Source organism: Glycomyces luteolus, from assembly GCF_027622875.1.
Lineage (GTDB): Bacteria > Actinomycetota > Actinomycetes > Mycobacteriales > Micromonosporaceae > Glycomyces > Glycomyces luteolus.
Map to the genome: position 1 here is coordinate 92,574 of NZ_JAPZVP010000007.1, position 19,393 is coordinate 111,966.

Here is a 19,393-nt window from a genome sequence, read left to right on the forward strand (position 1 = left end):
CGGTCCCCTCCGGCAATCGGCGAACGGGGGACCCTTCATGGTCTTCTTCTGGGCGATGCTCATCCTCATCGGCATGGTGGTCGCGGACTTCTTCGTCCCGATGCTTCCGAGCGCGACGCTCGTGACCGCCGCCGCCGGACTCGTCTTCGGCAACCCGATCCTCATCGGAGTGCTGCTCGTCGGCGCCGCCGTCGCCTCCTGGCTCGGCGAATTCCTCGGCTACCGGCTCTTCCGATCGCTGCGAACGGGACTCGCCCGCCGCAGCCCGCGCGCGGTGCGCGGCCTCGTGACCGGCACCGTCGCCAAACTCGAAACCCTCCTGCAGCGCACCATCAGCGACCACCCGTACCGGACGACGATGGTCGCCCGGTTCCTGCCCGCCGGACGCACCGCGCTGGCGTGGGCGGCGGCCGGCACCGCCAAGCCCCCGTACGCGCGCATGGCCGCCCTCGGCGGGGCCCTGTGGGCGGTGTACTCGGTGAGCCTCGGCCTCACGATCGCGTGGATCGCCGGGCCAGGACTGCAGTCCCTCATCGGATCCGTCGTCACCATGGCGGCCGTAGGCCTGTTCCTCGGCTGGCTGGCCCGCCGCTGGCAGCGGACCCACCCCGACCTGCCCGGCAGCGTCCCCGACGCCGCAGTCCTCCCGATCGCGGCCGCACCCGACACCGCGCTCCCCGTACCCCGCGACACTCCGGACGACGCGAGCGGCACGACCGCCCGCGCTGCCTGAACCGCCCAGTGCCATGCCACATGTGACATGGCACTGGGCCCATCCCGGGCCCGGCAAGCCGCTCCACACGCCCACCGGCCGCGAAACCGCCGCTCCGGCACCGGCCCCACCGGGACCCCTTGCCGTATCCGGACGGCATTGATAGCGTCTGCCAGCGTGACTTCACCGCAGCGCATCTTCGGACCGCTTGACCACAGCCGCACCGGGTGGGCCTCGGCCGCGCTCGCGATCGGGAAGCCCGCCGCCGACCTGGCGGTCCAGGGCCCCGAGGCCATGCCGGTCACCATGTCCAACCACACGCACGTCGAGAACTGGTTCGAGCTGCTGACCCGGCCCCTGTGGGGCCTGGCCGCCGCCAAGGACACCGTCCCCGCCGACCTGTGGGCCGGCATCGCCACCGCCCTCGCGCGGGCCCTCGACCCCGCCGATCCGTGGTATGTGGGCGACGTCCAGAACGGCGGGCAGCGCGTCGTCGAGTCCGCCGCCGTCGGCTGGACCTTCGCCCTCGCTCCCGAGAAGCTCTGGGAGCCCTTGGACGCCAAGGCGAAGGACAACGTCGCCGCCTGGCTGACCGCCGCTTACACAGCGCCGGTGGCCGACACCAACTGGCACTACTTCCCGGTCTTCGTCGGTCACGGGCTCAGGCGTCTCGGCATCGAGCACGACCGGGCCGTGACCACCGGCCACCTCGACCGCATGGGGGAGTTCGCCCTCGGCACCTCGGTCTTCGAGGACGGTCCCGGCGGGCGCGTGGACTACTACAACCCGTTCGCGTTCCACACCTACGCGCTGCTGCACTACAAGCTCTGCGGCGACGACCGGTTCGTGGCCAACGCCGCCGCGTTCGCCCGCAAGTTCCGCTCCTGGTTCGCCGCCGACGGCGCCGCCGTCCCCTACGGGCGCAGCCTCGGCTACCGGTTCGCGCAGGGCTCCATGTGGAGCGCTCTGGCGGCCGCCGACGTGGAGGCGGTGCCGTGGGCCGAGGCCGCGGGGTTCGCGCGCCGCCATCTCGACTGGTGGTGGCAGCGCCCGATCCTCGACCCCGAAGGGCGCCTCACCGTCGGCTACGCCTACCCCAACGACGCGGTGGTGGAGCAGTACCTGACGGCCGGTTCGCCGTGGTGGGCCACGAAGATCTTCACTGGACTCCTCGCTCCGGCCGACCATCCCTTCTGGACCGCTGACGCGGCGGTGCCGGAGCCGGTCGTGGAGCCGCACAAGGCGGCTCGCGCGGTCCACGTGCGTGACCGGGGCGGCCACGTGACGCGCCTGAACGGGCAGGCCTGGCACCCGTGGGCCCGCGGGGGTCAGGAGGCCTACAGCAAGTTCGCGTACTCGACGCTGGCGGGCTTCTCGCACTCGACGCCCGGTCCGGGCCTGGAGTTCGCGGTGCCGGACGGGGCGCTGATGCTCTCCGAGGACGGGCGCCACTGGCGCGGCCGCGAGGACTCCGACGAAGGCACGATCGACGCGAACGGCGTACTCACGATCGCTTGGCAGCCTTGGGAGGACGTCACGGTGACGACCTCCCTCGAAGCGGCCGTCGACGGCTGGCACGCGCGGGTCCACGTGATCGAGACCGAGCGGACCCTCCACACCGGGGAGGGCGGCTGGTGCGTACCTCGGCCCGGGCACATCGCCGAAGTCGACGAGACGAAAGCCGTAGTGGTCAGCCAGGGGATCCGCTCGGAGATCATCGACGGCGTCAGTGCGCATCAAAGCGGCGGCAGGCAGGCGGCGCTCATCGAACCGATGAACGGCACCCACCTGTACTGGCCCAGCACCGTCCTACCGGTGCTCAGGGGCGTCCTTGAACCAGGCAAACACGTCCTGAAATCTCTGATATATATCGGCACCGAGGTTTAAAACCTCCTCTTAATAAACAGACAAAAAACACTGAATCGTGCGCGGCTTCGCCGCGCTCTCACCAAAAGAACGACTGCGAGCCCGGTCACGATCGCGATTCGGGTGTCACAAACGGCGGCCCTGTTCGGCTCTTGGAATGCAACTGGCCGAGAACCCTTGAGGAGGGCCGCCGTGAACGCAGTACCTGATCCGCCGGCAGCGGTGTTCGCCGAGCACCGCGAGCTGCTGTTCGGCATCGTCTACGGGATGCTGGGCACCGTCGCCGACACCGAGGACGTGCTCCAGGACGTCTGGCTCGCCTGGGAGCGCCGTTCGCACGGCGCGCCGATCGAGCACGCCCGGGCCTATCTGGTGCGGGTGGCGATCAATGCCGCGATCGCCCGCCAGGAGGCCGTGAAGCGCCGCCGCGAGACGTACATCGGGCCGTGGCTGCCCGAGCCGGTGATGACCGAGACGGCGCCGGACGCCGCCGATCCCGCGTTGCGGGCCGAGTCGGTGTCCTTGGCGCTCATGGTGGTCCTCGAATCGCTGACTCCGGCCGAGCGGGCGGTGTTCGTGCTGGCCGAGGTCTTCGGGTACGCGCACGGGGAGATCGCCGAGCTGCTGGGGCGCTCGCCCGCGTCGGTGCGGCAGCTCGCCCACCGCGCCCGGTCGCATGTGCAAGCCCGCCGCCCCAGGTTCGCGGTGGACCCTGCGGTGCACCGGCAGGTCACGGAGCGGTTCATGGCCGCCGTCGCGGGCGGGGACCTCGACGCGCTGCTCGGGCTCATGTCGCCCGAGGTGGTGCTCAACTGCGACGGCGGCGGCATCGGTCCGGCGGCCGGGCCCCGGCCCATGCACGGGGCCGATCGCATCGCCGCCCTGCTGGTGGGTCGCACGTTCCGCCGCTCCGAAGGGCTGGCGATCGAGTTCCGGCCCGTGAACGGCTCGCCTTCGGCACTGATGGTGCGCGAGGGGCGCGTCGTCGGCGTGCTCATGCTCGAGCTCGCGCCCGAGGGGGACCGGGTCGCCGCGGTCTACGCGGTCACGAACCCCGAGAAGCTCACCACCCTGCACTGAAAGCAGATCGAGTAGTCGCCGTGCCGGACCGCCGGTCGCGGCTCCCGCCACCGTGCGCCGATCAGGCGCGAATCCGAGGAAACCCATGAAGCTCACCGTCATCGCAGCGACGGGCGGGGTCGGCCGCGCCGTACTCGCCCAAGCGCTCGAAGCGGGCCACGACGTCACCGCCGTAGCCCGCGATCTGTCCAGAATCGACAGCAGCATTCCGGCCGTGGCCGTCGACCTCACCGAGCCGGTCACCGAAGCGCTCGTCGCGGCCGTGGCCGGGGCGGACGCGGTCCTGTCCTGCCTCGGGCCGCGCGCCAAGGCCGAGACCGGCATCGTCGCTCCCGGTACCGCGCGCATCATCGCGGCGATGCAGGCGGCGGGGTCGCGGCGGCTGCTCGCGGTGAGCGGCATCGGCCTCGCCACCGTCCCGACCGCGGCCCGGCCGCACCCGCCGCGCCGCGAACCGGGCGCGGGCCCGTTCCTGAACTACGTGATGCTCCCGATCCTGCGGAGCGCGATGGGCACGCACATGAGCGACGTCGCCGCGATGGAGGAGCTGCTGGAGGAGAGCGGCCTCGACTGGACCTCGGTGCGTCCGCCGCGCCTCACGGACGGCCCGCGCACCGGCGTCTACCAGGTCGCCTACGGCACCAGCCTTCCCTTGGCGCTCAAGATCTCCCGCGCCGACGTCGCTCACGCGATGCTCGCCGCGATCACCGACCCGCGCGCCTCGCGCACCCACATCACCACCGCTTACTAAGGAGCAATCCCATGTCCACGCTCGCTCTCGTCCTCGCGATCACGTTCGGCGTCCTCAACCTCGGTTCGGGCATCGGCGCGATGGTCCGACTGAAGGTCATCCTGCCGCTCATGGACGGCGCGCACGTGCCGCAGTCGATGCTCGTCTTCCCGATCGGCGTCCTCAAGGCCGCCGGCGGGCTCGGCCTCCTGCTCGGCCCGGCGTTCCCCCTGGTCGGCACGGCCGCGGCCGCCGGCCTGGTCCTGTTCTGGACCTGCGCGGTCCACACGCACGTGCTCGCGAACTTCTGGCCGAAGGAGACTTTCGGGACGTTCACGTTCCTGGCCTCCTCGATCGCGCTGCTGGCGCTCGGCCTGGCCGTGTGAGCGCGAGCGTTCACCGCCAGGCGGAGCGGGGTTCTTCCGGCAGTCTTGAACATTTCGCATTATTCGGGCAATCTGATTGCGCCATAACCGAAGCCGAGACCCCTCGGCCGCAAGACCACTGGAGTCACATGCACCTCCCGCCCCGCCTGGCGGCGCTCACCGCGCTGACCTCGCTCGCCGCCCTCACCCTCGCCGCCGCTCCCGAACGGGTCGAGGCGCAGGACGCCGCGATCAGCGGCGATCTCTCCGTCCTCTCCTACAACATCGCGGGCCTGCCGCTCGGGCTCGGCGATGGCGACCCCGAGACGAACACGCCGATCATCGGTTCCCGCCTGGGCTCCTACGACATCGTGCACGTCCAGGAGGACTTCAACTACCACGCGGCGCTGTACGCGGCCGACGACCATCCGCACCGGACGGCCACCAGCGGCGGCGTCCCCTTCGGCGACGGCCTCAACACGTTGTCCGACCTGCCGTTCGAGGACTTCGAGCGCGTCAAGTGGAACGACTGCTCCTCCGGTTCGGGCGACTGCCTGACACCCAAGGGCTTCACGTTCATGCGCGCCCGCCTCGCCGAGGGCGTGTGGGTCGACCTGTACAACCTCCACACCGACGCCGGGAGTGAAGCGGCCGACATCGCGGCCCGCGAGAAGAACCTGGCGCAGGTCTCGGCGTTCATGGCCACGCACTCGGCCGGGAACGCGGTGATCGTCTACGGCGACACCAACACCCGCTACACGCGCGGCGACGGCATCGCCGAGTTCGCGGCGGGCAGCGGCCTCACGGACGCCTGGGTGGAGCTGATCCGCGGCGGGGACGCCCCGAACGCGGGCGATCCTGCCCTGACCTGCCAGGACGCGACCGTGGATGCGACCTGCGAGGTGGTCGACAAGGTCCTCTACCGTTCCGGCGACCACGTCAAGCTCGACGCGGGCACCTACCGCAACGACCATGCCGCCTTCAGGAACGACGCGGGCGAGAACCTCTCGGACCACTATCCGATCGCGGTGGACTTCTCCTGGAGCACCGGCGGCGACTTCGCGCTCAGCGACCAGCTCGGGGGGCCGCACGGCGACTTCTTCACCGATGTGGACGACCTCGACGCGGGCGACTCGGCCCGCGTGCTGCGCCTGCGCGCGGGGGAGCGGGTCGACTCGATCGGCGCGACACTTGCGGACGGCACCGTGCTCGATCATGGCGGCAGCGGCGGCACCGTGCGTGAACTGACGCTGGCGGCGGGGGAGTACCCGGTCGCCCTTCGCGTCTGCCAGGCTCAGCATGACGGCCGCACGCGGATCTTCTACGCCCGCTTCACGACCAGCGCCGGCCGCACGCTCGAAGGCGGTACGGCGACGGGCGAGTGCGCGACGTTCACGGCGCCGGCGGGCTGGCAGATCGCCGGTTTCCACGGTCGGGCGGGCGCGGCTCTCGACAAGGTCGGCGTGGTCTGCACGCGCCGCTGAACGGGCGTCTAGCCGTACTCGGCGATGTCGTGGACCATGAATCCCAGAGGGGCGCTGATCCCGGTCAGCACGCAGAACCAGACGAGGTATCCGGGGTCAGCGCCGTGGAGCAGGAAGCCCATGAGGATGACGGCAGCGACGCAGGCGATGGCGAGGACCCACTGGAGGAACGCGACGAAGTAGCTGATCGGGATCTGGGCGGCGGAGACGAGCGCGCCCGCCGACCCGGCGACGAGCATCGAGCAGCCGACGGCCGCGATGCCCCAGAGCAGGTTGGCGAAAACCTCGTCGGACCAGGCGCGCAGGCTCGCAAAGGTGAACTCGGGTGCTTGCGCGGTGTCGTTGTCGTCGGTGCTTTCCTGTTCGGCGCTTTCAATTTCGGTGGCCTGGCTCGTATCGGAGGTGGCTTCGGTGGTCTGCTCGACCGCGTTGATGTCCGGGTCGGTGCTGGGGGCGAGGGTCCAGCCCTGCTGCTCCAGCCACTGCTGGCCGCCGAACAGGGCGAAGATGGTCGCGACTCCCGACAGGAACGCGACCGTCCAGGCGAGGCCCTTCACGAATGTCGACAAGGGGCTCCGAACCTCCAAAGCAGGGCGCACGACCGGCCTTCACGGGCAGCGGTGCGGGCGGGCACGACCGAGCTGATCCTATTGCGCCAGCGCCACTGGCGGGTTGCCGCATCGGGGTCGGCCCGAGCGCTCGTGGTCAGGCGTCCATCGCCAGGCAGCGGCGCACTTCCCGCATTCGGTAGGCGATGTGTTCGGCCGTGTCGAGTTCTGTGCTGCCGTTGCTGTGGACCAGGCCGGCCGCCCAGAGGCATTGGGCCGCATGGCGGGCGGCCATGAGCACGGGCAGGTGCGCCTCTAGTTCGGGCGGCAGTGGGCGCACCGACCGGTACCCGGCCAGGAATGCGGTTCGCAATCGTCGGAAGTGGGGGTAGTCGCTGAGGTTGCCGAGGATGGGTCCGAGATCGGCGAGGTAGTGGCCCCAGCCGCTGTCGTCGAAGTCGATCACGCCGACGTTCCAGCCGTGCGAGGTGCGCGTGGTGTGGCAGTTGAGGAGGATGAAGTCGTGGTGGACGATCCCGTACGTGTCGGGGCCGTTGCCGAGGCGGTGGAAGATCTCGGTGGTGCGGTCGGCGACGGTGTCGAAGAGTTTGCGGTCTTCGGTGTCCAGCAGGTCGTGGAGGGGGCCGGGGCGGTGCGGGGAGTCCTCGGTGAACAGCGCTGGGGCGTCCCAGGTGGGCAGGTGGAAGTCATCGGGTGGGGTGAAGGTTTCGGCCGCCTGGTGGAGGTGTGCCAGGGCGCGGCCGATCTGGTGTACGCCGCGGGGGCCGAGGCCGGATTCGGGGCGGCGTACGCGGCCGTCGACCCAGGTGAGCAGGTCGCAGTGGACGGTTCGGGGTTCGTCGGCTGCGGGCAGGGGGACCGCGACCGACAGTGCGCTGTTTTTGGTCGACACGGGTTTGGGGATGCGGACTCCGGTTTCGGCCAGGGGTTCATGGATCGCGTCGAGGAAGGCCAGTTCTGATCGGGTGTGGGCGGGGAGGCGGTAGTTGGGGCGGTGGACTCGGAGGGCGTAGCGGCTGTTTGCGGTTGTCACGGCGAAGACCGCGTTGTTGAGCAGTCGGATCGGTTCGATGGTGACCGGTCCGGGCAGGTCGTATTCGAGCAGGGCGGTTTCGGCGGCGGTCCTGGCCGTGTCGGCGTAGGCGGTGGGCGGCACGCGGGCTCCTTCGGTGGTGCACCGGTCGGTGCGGGGTGGAGTGATCACAGCAGACTGGCAGCTCGGGCGCAATCGGGTATCGAAGGGCCGGAATGCGATTGCCCCGCAGGCGCAACCGGGACGCGGGGCTGCGCGTCTAGTACTCGCACGGGAAAGCAGGCCCATGAGGTTGACGGGCTCGACGGGAACGCGGAAGGACCGAGCGATGCACAGCGCTTCAGGACAGACCACCGACGAGCGGTTCCAGCAGGTCGGCAATTACCGGAGCGGCGACGGTCTCGCCGCGCGCCAGGGGATCTTCGCTTACAAGACCCCCGCCTACGACCTGCCCGGTGTCGTCAGCGCGAACCTCACGGGCGAGCCGAAGCGGGTGCTCGACGTCGGGTGCGGCAACGGCCGCTACACCGCGCGGCTGCGCGAGGCCTTCCCCGGTGCGGAGGTGATCGGTGTCGACCTCGCTTCGGGCATCCTCGAGTCCGTCGCGGAGCCGACGGTGGTCGCGGATGTCGCGGACTTGCCGTTCGAGGACGGTTCGGCAGACGTGGTGCTCGCGATGCACATGCTCTACCACGTGCCCGACATCCCGGCCGCGCTCGACGAGCTGCAGCGGGTGCTCGCTCCCGGCGGGGTCCTGTTCGTCTCCACGAACGCCTCGGACGACAAGGCTGAGTACGTCCCGATCTGGCAGGACGCGGCGAAGGCCGTGCTGGGAGCCGAAGTGCGGCTGACGCTCTCGGCGCTCCTGGAGCGGTTTTCGCTGGAGACCGCCCAGTCGATGCTGGCCGAGCGTTTCGACAGGGTCGTGCTGCACGACCTGCCCGGTGTCATCGAGCTGCCCGAGCCGGGGCCGCTGGTCGCCGCGTTCCGGTCTGAAGAGGACTTCATCGGTCTGCCGCCGGAGGACTTCGAGCGGCTCATGGGCGAGATCGAGCGACGGTTGGGCGAGCACTTCGAGCAGCAAGACGTTCTGCGGATCACCAGCCACGGCGGGATCCTCGAATGCCGGGGCGCGAAGGGCTAGCGCCTCTCGACCGGGACACGCGCAGTCTGGGCCCGTTAGGATCGCAGGTGGTCGACCTGTTCGGAGGCAACGATGCGCAATACCGAAATGGCGAAGCTCGGCGTCCTGGTCGGGGAATGGCGGACGACGATCTCCGACGCCTGGTTCATCGAACCGCCGGGGACGGCGGTGCCGGGCGAGACGAGCGTCAAGTGGCTCGGGGAGTCGATGTTGCTGGTGCACACGAGGTTCGGCGGGGGCGGGCATGAGCATTCGGAGTTGCGGAACGTGCTGGGGCGGAGCGATGCGAACGACCGCTTCGTGGCGCTCTATGAGGACGACCGGGGCGTGTGCCGCGAGTTCGCGATGACCTTCGGGGACGGGCGATGGACGATGTCTCGCAAGGATCCGGACTTCCATCAGCGTTTCATCGCCGACGTCGTCGAGCAGGACCGGATTCTCGGGCGCTGGGAGGCTTCGGACGATGCGGGTGTGACCTGGCGCAAGGACTTCGACCTCACGTATGAGCGCCTTTAGCGCTCTGGGGTGGGTGGGGGGCTGCTTCGCTGCTGCTGAACGGGTCGGGGCCACCGCGAAAGCGGTGGCCCCGTTTGGTCGTGGCGGTTATCCGGCGACCCAGAGGCTCAGGGGTTCGAATCCTCCGAGGTCGGTGATGGAGCTGGAGCCGGGGACTTGGTAGGGGCCGCCGACGCAGTCGTCGTTGGCGAAGAGGGCGGCGCTGGAGGTGTGGGTGTTGATGGCGGAGTTGACGCGGCCGGCCCAGCCGTGGTCGACGAGGCTGACGCAGGTGCCGGGTTCGACGAGTGAGCTGACGGTGAAGCGTTCGCCGGTGAAGCCGGGGCCTTCGAAGAGGCAGAGGGTCTCGGTGAAGGGGCAGTCGCCGGTGCTGGTGGTGTCCGAGGTGGAGGCTGCGGCGGGGCTGGCGGTGGCGAGGAGTGCGGTTGCGGTGAGTGCGAGGAGGACGGCGGGGGTTCGCTTGCGGGGGAGGGAAGTCGCGTCGGTGGCCTTGGGGTGCTTGCGCATGCGCGGTTGCTCCTTTGGTCGCGAGTTGCTTTGCTAGTCAAGCATATCGATATTTGGGAGCGGTGTCATCGCGTCGAGCGCGTCGATTTCCGCTGGTTTGCGGATCACCGGTCTCGCTTGCGCGTTCGGTGACGGTGCGCACTTTTTTACGTCCCCGCAACGGGAGTTCATACGGTCGTTCTTGACGTGAACGGCAGTGAAACATCGCGCACTTAGCTTGTACCCATAGCGGATACGACGCTGTATACGCACCTGTACACCGCCGCTGCCTGCGGCGGAACCCCTTACAGGCCCGGTCCCCGTCGAACCGGGACGCTCACCCCGCGAAAGGTCGATCACCGCATGCCACAGCGTTTCAAGTTCAGAGCCCGAGATGTCGCCCGTACCTTCACCGCCTCCGCCGCCGTCACCGCGCTCGCCCTGACCGCCGCGTGCGGTTCGCGGGCGGGAGAGGAGACGGCGGCCGCCGAGTCCTGCGTGGACACGTCGGGCGACACGGTCAAGGTCGGGGCGCTCAACTCCCTGTCCGGCACGATGTCCATTTCCGAGACCACGGTCCGCGACGCGATCTACCTGGCCGTCGAAGAGATCAACGCCGCAGGCGGCGTGCAGGGCAAGCAGATCGAGATCGTCGCCGAGGACGGCGCCTCCGAGCCGACGGTGTTCGCCGAGAAGGCGGAGAAGCTGATCCGCGAGGACTGCGTCGCCGCCGTGTTCGGCGGTTGGACGTCGGCGTCGCGCAAGGCGATGCTGCCGGTGTTCGAGGACAACGACTCGCTGCTGTACTACCCGGTCCAGTACGAGGGCCTGGAAGCCTCCGAGAACATCTTCTACACCGGGGCGACGACCAACCAGCAGATCATCCCCGCCCTGGACTACCTGGCCGAGACCGGCGTGAAGTCGCTGTACCTCGTCGGCTCCGACTACGTCTTCCCCCGGACGGCGAACGCGATCATCAACGCCTACGCGGCCGACAAGGGCATCGAGATCGTCGGCGAGGACTACGCGCAGCTGGGCTCAGTGGAGTTCTCCACGATCGTCAACCAGGTCAACGCCTCCGGTGCGGACGCCGTGTTCAACACCCTCAACGGCGACTCGAACGTGGCGTTCTTCCGCGAATACGCCAACGTCGGCCTGACCGCCGAGGAGATGCCGGTCATGAGCGTCTCGATCGCCGAGGAGGAGGTCGGCGGCATCGGTGTGGAGAACATCGAGGGCCAGCTGGCGGCATGGAACTACTACCAGACGGTCGAGTCGCCCGAGAACACGACCTTCGTGGAGGCGTTCAAGGCCGAGTACGGGGCCGAGCGGGTCACCTCCGACCCGATGGAGGCCGCGTACAACTCCGTGTACCTGTGGGCCGCCACCGTCGAGAAGGCCGAATCCTTCGCGGTGGAGGACCTCCAAGCCGCCGCTGACGGGGTCTCTTTCGCCAGTCCTGAGGGCACCGTCGTGATCGACGGCGACAACCACCACGTGACCAAGACCGCGCGGATCGGGCAGATCAGCGCCGACGGGCTGCTGTACACGGTGTGGGAGTCCGAGGGCCCGATCGAGCCGGACCCGTTCCTCGAGGGCTACGACTGGGCCGCCGACCTCAAGGTGACCGAGTAACCACTTTGCACATGTACGGCTTGCAAGCATCGCCGTGATAGGCGATCAGGAAGGAGACACCGTGGACCTTCTCGTAGGGCAGTTGTTCACCGGTCTGAGCACCGGCTCGATCCTGCTGCTGGCGGCGCTGGGCCTCTCGCTCACGTACGGCCAGATGGGCGTGATCAACATGGCGCACGGCGAGTTCATCATGGCGGGCTGCTACACGGCCTACGTGACGCAGCAGGTCGTCGGCGACGCCGGGGTGTCCCTCCTGATCGCCCTCCCCACCGGGTTCCTCGTCGGCGGGGCCATGGGCCTCATCCTCGAGACCCTGCTCATCCGGCACCTCTACCACCGGCCGCTCGACACGCTCCTGGTCACCTTCGGGGTCGGCCTGGTGCTGCAGCAGGTCGCGCGGGACGTGTTCGGGGCTCCCGCCGTGAACGTGACGGTGCCGCAGTTCCTGCGCGGCGGTGTCGACCTGCTCGGCACGGCGGTGCCGAAGACGCGCCTGTTCATCCTGGCGCTCGCGATCGCCGCGGTCGCCGCGGTGACCCTCGTCCTCCGGTTCACCCCGGCCGGCCGGCGCATCAGAGCCGTGGTCGGCAACCGGGACCTGGCCGAGACGGCCGGGATCTCCTCGCGGGCCGTCGATGCGGGGACGTTCTTCATCGGCTCGGGGCTCGCCGGCGTCGCCGGTGTGGCGTTGACGCTCATCGGGGCGACGAGCCCGACCACCGGCCAGTCCTATCTGGTCGACGCGTTCCTCGTCGTGGTCGCGGGCGGCATGGGCCGCATCAAAGGCGCCGTGGTCGCGGCGATCGCACTGGGGACGTTCCAGGCCGTGTTCGAGACGTATTCGACCGCGTCGCTGGCGAAAGTGGGCGTGTTCGTCGTCATCGTCGTCTTCCTGCAGCTGCGGCCCCAAGGCCTGTTCACGCTGCGGACAAGGAGCCTCGCATGAGCAAGTTCCTCACCGGCCGCGCCGGGACGTGGACCGGGTTCGCCGCCGCCGCGCTCGTCCTCTTCGGCGCCGCGCCCCTGCTGCTGTCGGGATTCCGGCTCGGGCTCCTCGCCCAATTCCTGTGCTACGCGATCGTCGCCGTCGGCATCGGCCTCGCCTGGGGCCGCGGCGGGATGCTCACCCTCGGCCAAGGCGTGTTCTTCGGCATGGGCGCCTACCTCATGGCCATGCACATGAAGATGGCCGACGCCGAATTCCGCAATGGGCCCGGCTCGGTCCCCGACTTCATGGAACTCGCCGGCATCCGCGAAATCCCGGCGTACTGGGTGCCGTTCGCGTCCCCGGCGTTCACGATCGCGGCGATCCTCATCCTCCCCACCGCCTTCGCGGTCCTCCTCGGGTTCGCGGTGTTCAAACGCCGCGTCAAGGGCGCCTACTTCGCGATCCTCTCCCAAGCCCTCGCCGGCGCCTTCGCGATCCTCCTCATCGGACAGCAGTCCATGGGCGGGTTCAACGGCCTCTCCCGGTTCCGGTACTTCTTCGGCTACAACCTCGACGACCCGATCAACCAGCAGATGCTGTACTTCATCGCCGCCGGGATCCTCCTCGTCGTCCTCGCCGTCGCACTGCAACTGCGCCGCTCCCGCTACGGCGAACTGCTCGTCGCCGTCCGCGACGCCGAAGAACGCGTCCGCTTCCTCGGCTACGACGCCGCCAACATCAAAGTCGTCGCCTACGCTGCGGCCGCACTGTTCGCCGCCGTCGCCGGAGCGATCTTCGTCCCCATCGTCGGCATCATCTCCCCGGCCAACATCGGGATCGTGCCCTCCATCATGTTCATCCTCGGCGTCGCCATCGGCGGCCGAGGAAGCCTCATCGGCCCCGTCATCGGCGCGCTGGCCGTCGCCCTCGCCCAGTCCGCCCTCTCCGAGCAGTTCCCGTCCGCCTGGACCTACGCCCAAGGACTGCTGTTCATCGTCGTCATCGCCCTGCTCCCCGGCGGCATCGCCTCGATCGCCGCCGCCACCAAGCGGTTCCGCAGGGAACCGGTCACCGCGGAGGCCCCAGCATGAACCAGGCAGCACTCACGTGCACGAACATCGAAGTCGAATTCGACGGCTTCAAAGCCGTCAACGGCGTCGACCTGACCCTCGACAGCGGCGAAGTCCACTTCCTCATCGGCCCCAACGGCGCCGGCAAGACCACCCTCGTCGACGCCATCACCGGCCTCACCCGCTACACCGGCTCCGTCACCAAAGACGGCACGGAACTGCGCGGCAAGAAAGTCCACCACATCGCCCGCAAAGGCATCGGCCGCACCTTCCAGACCGCCACCGTCTTCGAACACCTCACCGTCGCCCAGAACCTCGACATCGCCGCCGGATCCGGACGCTCCCCCTGGCACCTCCTCCGCCAGCGCCGGCATCTGCCCGATCAGGTGGTGGCGGTGATGGAGCAGATCGGCCTGGACGGTCAGGCCGAGACGGCGGCGGGGGTGCTCGCGCACGGGCAGAAGCAGTGGCTGGAGATCGGGATGCTGCTGGTGGGTGATGCCGATGTGCTGCTGCTGGACGAGCCGATCGCCGGTATGGGGCATGAGGAGCGCGATCGGACGGGGCGGTTGCTGCATGACATCGCGGCGACGCGGGCGGTTGCGGTGGTCGAGCATGACATGGATTTCATGCGGGCCTTCGCGTCCCGGGTCACCGTCTTGCATGCCGGGGCGGTGCTGGCGGCGGGGACGGTGGATGAGGTTTCGGGTGATCCGCGTGTCCAAGCGGTGTATCTGGGTTCGGTACAGGAGCAGGAGGTCGCTGATGCTGCGACTGCGTAATCTGACGTGCGGGTACGGTCGCTCTGCTGTGGTGCACGGTGTCGATCTGGAGGTCGGCGCTGATGAGGTCACTGCGGTGATGGGTCATAACGGGGCGGGGAAGACGACGTTGCTGCGTGCCGTCGTGGGTCTTGTCCCGGTCATGTCGGGGACGATCGAGTTCGATGGGGAGGCGATCAACCGGAAGCCGGCGAACAGGCGTGTGAGGGCCGGTATGGCCTATGTTCCCCAAGGGCAGCAATGCTTTGCGCATTTGACTGCGGGTGAGAATCTGCGTTTGGTGGCGGACGGCCGCAAGAGCGGCAGGGCGCTCGTGGATGCGCAGTTGGATCGGTTTCCGGCGTTGCGGGGGCTGCTGTCCCGGCAGGCCGGGCTGCTTTCGGGCGGTCAGCGGCAGCAGTTGGCGATCGCGCGTGCGCTGATCACGGAGCCGCGGTTGCTGATCCTGGACGAGCCGACGGAGGGGATCCAGCCGAACGTGGTCGCCGAGATCGAAGGGGCGATCGTGGACCTGGCCAAGGGCGGGTTGTCGGTGCTCCTGGTCGAGCAGCATCTCGGATTCGCGTTGCAGGCCGCGTCGCGGTTCACGGTGCTGCGGTCGGGCCGGGTCGCCTCCCAGGGCGAGGCGGGCAGCGGTGCGGTGGAACGGGTTCGGGAGGCGATGGCCATATGAGCGGGTTCATGGCGTTGCCTGAAATGGAGGGTCCCCTCGCTGCGCGGGTGTATGTGGCGTTGCGGGCGGACTTGATGGCGGGAAAGTACGAGCCGGGGAAGCGGCTTGGTGAAGAGCGTCTCGCGGGGAACTACGGTGTCTCGCGGACGCCCGTGCGGGAGGCGTTGAGCCGACTTTCAGCCGACGGGCTCGTGTCGCGCGAGGTGGACGGCCTGTATCCCTACCGGCCGAGGATCGACCAGTTGCATGATCTGTACGAGGTTCGTTTGACCCTTGAACTGCGGGGACTGGCTCGGGCGGCGGCTGACCCGGAGATCCGGCATGACCGGGATCTGCTGGGCCCGGAGCTGGAGCGCTGGTACCGGTTGCGGGAGGCGCCGCCGGGACCGGACGCCGGATTCGTCGAGTCCGACGAGCGCTACCACCTGACGCTGCTGGCGGCGTCGGGGAATCCGCAGCTCGCGGAGTCGCTGAAGGTGGTGAACAACCGGATCCGGCCGGCGCGGATGTTCGATTACTTCACGGCTGAGCGGATGGCCGACACGATCGGTGAGCACATCGCGATCGCTGAGGGTGCTTTGGAGGGCCGGTATGAGGAGGCGACGGCGATTCTCACCCGGCATATCGAGACGTCGCGGTCGATCGTGGTCGGTCGTGCTGAGGCGGCGTTGACGTGGGCGCATCTGGCGAATGCCGTCCGTCCTTAATCCCCTGGTTCTTTGAGAGTGAGTCCTGTCGTGTTCGACCGTATCTTGATCGCCAATCGCGGCGAGATTTCCAGGCGCATCACGCGCACCGCCCGCCGGCTCGGTGTCAGCACGGTCGCGGTCTATTCGGAGGCGGATGCGGCGTCGCTGCATGTGCGGGACGCTGATGCGGCGGTGTGCGTGGGTCCGGCGGCGCCTGCGGAGTCGTATTTGAACGTGGATGCGATCTTGTCGGCGGCGAAGGACACCGGTGCGCAGGCGATCCATCCGGGGTATGGGTTCCTGGCCGAGAACGCGGATTTCGCGCGGCGTGTCGCGGAGGCGGGGCTGGTGTTCATCGGCCCGTCGCCTGAGCACCTCGAGTTGTTCGGCGACAAGGTGGCTGCGCGGGGGGCCGCGACGGCTGCGGGGGTGCCGCTCGCGGCGGGGACGGCGGCTTTGGACTCGGTGGAGGCGGCGGTTGCCGCGGCGGCTGGGGTCGGTTTCCCGGTGATCGTGAAGGCGTCGGCGGGTGGCGGTGGGATCGGGATGCGTGTTGCCGAGTCCGCGGCGGAGCTCGCTGAGGTGTTCGCGACGGTGAGGCGCTTGGCGGTGGACAACTTCGGTGACGACGCGGTCTACCTCGAGCAGTATGTGCGGCGTGCTCGGCATGTCGAGGTGCAGGTCTTCGGTGACGGGGAGGGGCGTGTGGTGAGTCTGTCCGATCGGGACTGCACGTTGCAGCGGCGTCATCAGAAGGTCATCGAGGAGGCTCCTGCTCCGGGGTTGCCGGATGCGGTGCGGGTGCGGATGCATGCGGCGGCGAGGGCGCTCGCGGGCGCGGCGAAGTACCGGTCGGCGGGGACGGTGGAGTTCATCTACGACGCCGAACGCGAACAGGTGTCGTTCCTGGAGTTCAACACGCGTCTGCAGGTCGAGCATCCGGTCACGGAGCAGGTCCTGGGGATCGACTTGGTGGAGTGGATGATCCGGGCCGCCGCTGGCGATACGGGGTTTCTTGCGGGTGTGCCTGATTCGGGTCCGGCGGTCGTCGGTGCGGCGGTGGAGGCGCGGGTCTACGCCGAGGATCCGGCGCGGGGCCATCTCCCGTCGGCGGGTCTGCTGACCTGTGTGGATCTGCCTGAGGGGGCGCGGGTGGACACGTGGGTGGAGCGGGGTCTGGATGTCCCGGCGGCCTACGACCCGATGCTGGCCAAGATCATCACGGCGGGCGAGACCCGTGAGCGGGCGTGGGCTGCGCTGGCTGTTGCGTTGGGCGAGACCAGGATCGAGGGCGTGCACACCAATCTCGGCCAGTTGCAGGCCGCGGCGGTCGATGCGCGGGTCGCGGCGGTTGCGCACGACACTGGCACGGTGGCGTCGATCCGCGACGTGTCGCCGCGCATCGACGTGATCGCCGCGGGGGTGCTGACCACGGTGCAGGACTTTCCGGGCCGGATCGGGTACTGGCAGGTCGGGGTGCCGCCGTCGGGGCCGATGGACGACTATTCGTTCCGGCTGGGCAACCGGGCTCTGGGCAACCCTGAAGGGGTCCCGGGCCTCGAGTGCACGATCGCCGGGCCGACTTTGCGGTTCGGTGTGCCGGTCACGGTGTGCGTCACGGGTGCGCCCGCGCCGGTGACGCTCGACGGGGCGCCGGTGTCGCAGTGGGAGCCGATCGAGGTGCCCGCCGGTGGCGTGCTCGCCGTCGGCGCTATCAGTGGCGCGGGGGCCCGTACGTATGTGCTCTTCCAAGGGGGCCTTGACGTCCCGACGTTCCTCGGGTCCGCTTCCACGTTCCCGCCCGGCCGCATCGGCGGTTACACCGGCGACCAGCTGCGTGTCGGCGACCGCCTGGTCCCGGCCGGCGCGGGCCACGGGGATGCGGTAGCGGTGCCGGTGGGTGAGCGGCCGGAGTTCGGGCATGCGTGGACGCTCGCGGTGACGCCGGGGCCGCAGCCGGCGCCGCACTATTTCACGGTCGAGGACATGGAGCGGATCTACGCCGCCGACTGGTCGGTGCAGGTCCATGCTGGACGGTCGGGGGTGCGGTTGGACGGGCCGCGGCCCGAGTGGGCGCGGACGGACGGCGGTGAGGCCGGGCTGCACCCCTCGAACCTGCACGACAATCCGTACTCGGTCGGCACGGTGAACTTCACCGGGGATACGCCTGCCCTGCTGGGCCCGGACGGGCCGAGCCTGGGCGGGTTCGCGTGCCCGTTCACGGTGACCACTTCGGACCGGTGGAAGCTGGGGCAGCTGCGGCCCGGCGACGCCGTCCGGTTCCTGCCCGTCAGCGAGGACGAGGCGGATCGGCTGCGCGCCGACCCGGTCGCCGCACCTGTCGCGCTGGTCGGCGCGAAGGACGATACGGCGACGCTCGCCCAGATCGAGGCGGGGGAGGAGCGGCCGGCGGTCGCCTACCGGCGGGCGGGGGATGACGCGGTCCTCCTCGAGTACGGGCCGATGCACCTCGACCTCGGCCTGCGGATGCGGGTCGGGGCGCTCATGGACGCGCTCGCGGCCGCGAATCCGGCCGGGCTCATCGACACCACTCCCGGGGTGCGCTCCCTCCACTTGCATGTGGACCCGGAGGTGCTGCCGATCCGGCGATTGACGGGGCTGCTGGTCGAGTTGGAGCAGGACCTGCCCGACATCGCGGACATGACCGTGCCCTCGCGCGAGGTGCGGCTGCCGATCTCGTGGAACGACACGGTCGTCGACGAAGCCATCGCCCGCTACTCGACGAACGTGCGCGACGATGCGCTGTTCAACCCCTCCAACATCGAGTTCATCCGCCGCATCAACGGGCTCGACTCGGTCGAGGACGTCGCCGCGATCGCCACCAGCGCCGAATGGCTCGTCCTGGGTTTGGGCGACGTGTACCTCGGTGCGCCCGCGGCCGTTCCCGTCGACCCGAGGCACCGGCTGGTCACCACCAAGTACAACCCGGCCCGGACCTGGACCGCCGAGGGGACCGTCGGGATCGGCGGATCCTATATGTGCATTTACGGCATGGACTCGCCCGGCGGGTACCAGCTGGTCGGGCGCACGGCCCCGATCTGGGCGGGCCTGCGGGACCTGGCGTCGTTCCAGGACGGGCTGCCGTGGCTGCTGCGGTTCTTCGACCGCGTCGTGTTCGAGCGGGTCTCCGAGGAGGAGCTGGCCGAGACCCGCCGGGAACTCGCCGCCGGGCGGGCGCAGATCGACATCCGGCCGGGCCGGTTCGCCTACGCTGACTACCGGAAGCTGTTGGCCGACAACGCGGTCGAGATCGGGGCGTTCCAGTCGCGGCAGGCCGCGGCGTTCGAGGCCGAACGGCGCCGGTGGGCCGATGCCGGCGAATTCGACCGCGACCACACTGAACCCGCGCCCAGCAGCGGCGAGACGATCGCGCTCGAACCGGGCGAGACGCTCATCGAAGCGCCGATGGCCGCCAGCGTGTGGCGCGTCAACGTCGCCGAAGGCGACACCGTGGCCGCCGAAGACACCGTCGTCGTCCTCGAAGCGATGAAACTGGAGATGCCCGTGGCCGCCGGCCGCTCGGGCACCGTCACCCGCGTGCTCGCCCGGCCCGGCGCCCAGGCCGCGCCCGGCACGCCCCTGCTCGTCATCGCAGGCGCGTAAGCGACAG

The 19,393-nt window shown here is 69.4% G+C and carries 18 protein-coding genes; 15 read left to right on the forward strand and 3 right to left on the reverse strand.

Going from position 1 to position 19,393, the window contains the following annotated elements:
* Positions 1-37: 37 nt before the first annotated feature.
* From O1R50_RS10750 to O1R50_RS10775, 6 genes are all read left to right on the forward strand, one after another.
* Entirely contained in the window at positions 38-733 is a 696-nt protein-coding gene (locus O1R50_RS10750) for a DedA family protein (RefSeq protein WP_270110020.1), read from the forward strand.
* A 156-nt stretch (positions 734-889) separates the two neighbouring features.
* Complete coding sequence (locus O1R50_RS10755) at positions 890-2,599, forward strand: DUF2264 domain-containing protein (RefSeq protein ID WP_270110022.1); 1,710 nt, start codon at positions 890-892, stop codon at positions 2,597-2,599.
* A gap of 171 nt (positions 2,600-2,770) precedes the next feature.
* Positions 2,771-3,658 carry an RNA polymerase sigma factor SigJ gene (sigJ, locus tag O1R50_RS10760; RefSeq protein ID WP_270110023.1) on the forward strand — a complete coding sequence of 296 codons (888 nt, stop codon included), beginning with the start codon at positions 2,771-2,773 and terminating at the stop codon, positions 3,656-3,658.
* 85 nt (positions 3,659-3,743) lie between these two features.
* Positions 3,744-4,409 (forward strand): NAD(P)-dependent oxidoreductase, encoded by a 666-nt coding sequence (locus O1R50_RS10765; protein ID WP_270110024.1) that lies wholly within the window; start codon positions 3,744-3,746, stop codon positions 4,407-4,409.
* 11 nt (positions 4,410-4,420) lie between these two features.
* The gene (locus O1R50_RS10770; protein WP_270110026.1) at positions 4,421-4,774 is read left to right on the forward strand and encodes a DoxX family protein; all 354 of its coding nucleotides are present in this window, start codon (positions 4,421-4,423) and stop codon (positions 4,772-4,774) included.
* A 128-nt stretch (positions 4,775-4,902) separates the two neighbouring features.
* Positions 4,903-6,237 carry a jacalin-like lectin gene (locus O1R50_RS10775; protein WP_270110027.1) on the forward strand — a complete coding sequence of 445 codons (1,335 nt, stop codon included), beginning with the start codon at positions 4,903-4,905 and terminating at the stop codon, positions 6,235-6,237.
* A gap of 8 nt (positions 6,238-6,245) precedes the next feature.
* On the opposite strand, the gene O1R50_RS10780 is transcribed toward O1R50_RS10775, so the two are convergent.
* Together O1R50_RS10780 and O1R50_RS10785 are read right to left on the reverse strand one after the other, a co-directional pair.
* A complete protein-coding gene (locus O1R50_RS10780) occupies positions 6,246-6,806 on the reverse strand; it encodes a hypothetical protein (RefSeq protein WP_270110028.1) in 561 nt (186 codons plus the stop codon).
* A 136-nt stretch (positions 6,807-6,942) separates the two neighbouring features.
* Positions 6,943-7,962: a phosphotransferase enzyme family protein gene (locus O1R50_RS10785; protein ID WP_270110029.1), complete on the reverse strand. Its 1,020-nt coding sequence runs from the start codon at positions 7,960-7,962 to the stop codon at positions 6,943-6,945.
* Positions 7,963-8,167: 205 nt separating this feature from the next.
* Between O1R50_RS10785 and O1R50_RS10790 the strand changes: the two genes are divergently transcribed.
* Both O1R50_RS10790 and O1R50_RS10795 read left to right on the forward strand, forming a co-directional pair.
* Positions 8,168-8,983 carry a class I SAM-dependent methyltransferase gene (locus O1R50_RS10790; RefSeq protein WP_270110030.1) on the forward strand — a complete coding sequence of 272 codons (816 nt, stop codon included), beginning with the start codon at positions 8,168-8,170 and terminating at the stop codon, positions 8,981-8,983.
* A 72-nt stretch (positions 8,984-9,055) separates the two neighbouring features.
* Entirely contained in the window at positions 9,056-9,499 is a 444-nt protein-coding gene (locus O1R50_RS10795; protein ID WP_270110031.1) for a hypothetical protein, read from the forward strand.
* Between the two features lie 87 nt (positions 9,500-9,586).
* Here O1R50_RS10795 and O1R50_RS10800 read toward each other — a convergent pair whose 3' ends face one another.
* Positions 9,587-10,006 carry a peptidase inhibitor family I36 protein gene (locus tag O1R50_RS10800; protein ID WP_270110032.1) on the reverse strand — a complete coding sequence of 140 codons (420 nt, stop codon included), beginning with the start codon at positions 10,004-10,006 and terminating at the stop codon, positions 9,587-9,589.
* Positions 10,007-10,348: 342 nt separating this feature from the next.
* Here O1R50_RS10800 and urtA point away from each other — a divergent pair, with 342 nt between their 5' ends.
* From urtA to uca, 7 genes are all read left to right on the forward strand, one after another.
* A complete protein-coding gene (gene urtA / locus O1R50_RS10805) occupies positions 10,349-11,620 on the forward strand; it encodes an urea ABC transporter substrate-binding protein (protein WP_270110033.1) in 1,272 nt (423 codons plus the stop codon).
* A 61-nt stretch (positions 11,621-11,681) separates the two neighbouring features.
* On the forward strand, positions 11,682-12,566 hold the full coding sequence (gene urtB, locus O1R50_RS10810; protein WP_270110034.1) for an urea ABC transporter permease subunit UrtB: 885 nt from the start codon (positions 11,682-11,684) through the stop codon (positions 12,564-12,566).
* Positions 12,563-13,639 (forward strand): urea ABC transporter permease subunit UrtC, encoded by a 1,077-nt coding sequence (gene urtC, locus O1R50_RS10815; RefSeq protein WP_270110035.1) that lies wholly within the window; start codon positions 12,563-12,565, stop codon positions 13,637-13,639. The genes urtB and urtC overlap by 4 nt, the downstream gene beginning before the upstream one ends.
* Entirely contained in the window at positions 13,636-14,400 is a 765-nt protein-coding gene (gene urtD, locus O1R50_RS10820) for an urea ABC transporter ATP-binding protein UrtD (protein ID WP_270110037.1), read from the forward strand. Before urtC ends, urtD begins: the two co-directional genes overlap by 4 nt.
* Positions 14,384-15,073 (forward strand): urea ABC transporter ATP-binding subunit UrtE, encoded by a 690-nt coding sequence (urtE, locus tag O1R50_RS10825; RefSeq protein ID WP_270110038.1) that lies wholly within the window; start codon positions 14,384-14,386, stop codon positions 15,071-15,073. The genes urtD and urtE overlap by 17 nt, the downstream gene beginning before the upstream one ends.
* Positions 15,074-15,081: 8 nt before the next feature.
* Entirely contained in the window at positions 15,082-15,780 is a 699-nt protein-coding gene (locus O1R50_RS10830; RefSeq protein WP_270110039.1) for a GntR family transcriptional regulator, read from the forward strand.
* A 30-nt stretch (positions 15,781-15,810) separates the two neighbouring features.
* Positions 15,811-19,386 carry an urea carboxylase gene (uca, locus tag O1R50_RS10835; RefSeq protein ID WP_270110040.1) on the forward strand — a complete coding sequence of 1,192 codons (3,576 nt, stop codon included), beginning with the start codon at positions 15,811-15,813 and terminating at the stop codon, positions 19,384-19,386.
* The last annotated feature ends 7 nt before the right edge of the window (positions 19,387-19,393 follow it).

Coding starts and splice junctions, on each gene's coding strand:
- O1R50_RS10750 (WP_270110020.1), top strand. CDS start 38: ATGGTCTTCTTCTGGGCGATGCTCATCCTCATCGGCATGGTGGTCGCG.
- O1R50_RS10765 (WP_270110024.1), top strand. CDS start 3,744: ATGAAGCTCACCGTCATCGCAGCGACGGGCGGGGTCGGCCGCGCCGTA.
- O1R50_RS10770 (WP_270110026.1), top strand. CDS start 4,421: ATGTCCACGCTCGCTCTCGTCCTCGCGATCACGTTCGGCGTCCTCAAC.
- O1R50_RS10775 (WP_270110027.1), top strand. CDS start 4,903: ATGCACCTCCCGCCCCGCCTGGCGGCGCTCACCGCGCTGACCTCGCTC.
- O1R50_RS10790 (WP_270110030.1), top strand. CDS start 8,168: ATGCACAGCGCTTCAGGACAGACCACCGACGAGCGGTTCCAGCAGGTC.
- O1R50_RS10795 (WP_270110031.1), top strand. CDS start 9,056: ATGCGCAATACCGAAATGGCGAAGCTCGGCGTCCTGGTCGGGGAATGG.
- O1R50_RS10800 (WP_270110032.1), bottom strand. CDS start 10,006: ATGCGCAAGCACCCCAAGGCCACCGACGCGACTTCCCTCCCCCGCAAG.
- urtA (WP_270110033.1), top strand. CDS start 10,349: ATGCCACAGCGTTTCAAGTTCAGAGCCCGAGATGTCGCCCGTACCTTC.
- urtC (WP_270110035.1), top strand. CDS start 12,563: ATGAGCAAGTTCCTCACCGGCCGCGCCGGGACGTGGACCGGGTTCGCC.
- urtD (WP_270110037.1), top strand. CDS start 13,636: ATGAACCAGGCAGCACTCACGTGCACGAACATCGAAGTCGAATTCGAC.
- urtE (WP_270110038.1), top strand. CDS start 14,384: ATGCTGCGACTGCGTAATCTGACGTGCGGGTACGGTCGCTCTGCTGTG.
- O1R50_RS10830 (WP_270110039.1), top strand. CDS start 15,082: ATGGCGTTGCCTGAAATGGAGGGTCCCCTCGCTGCGCGGGTGTATGTG.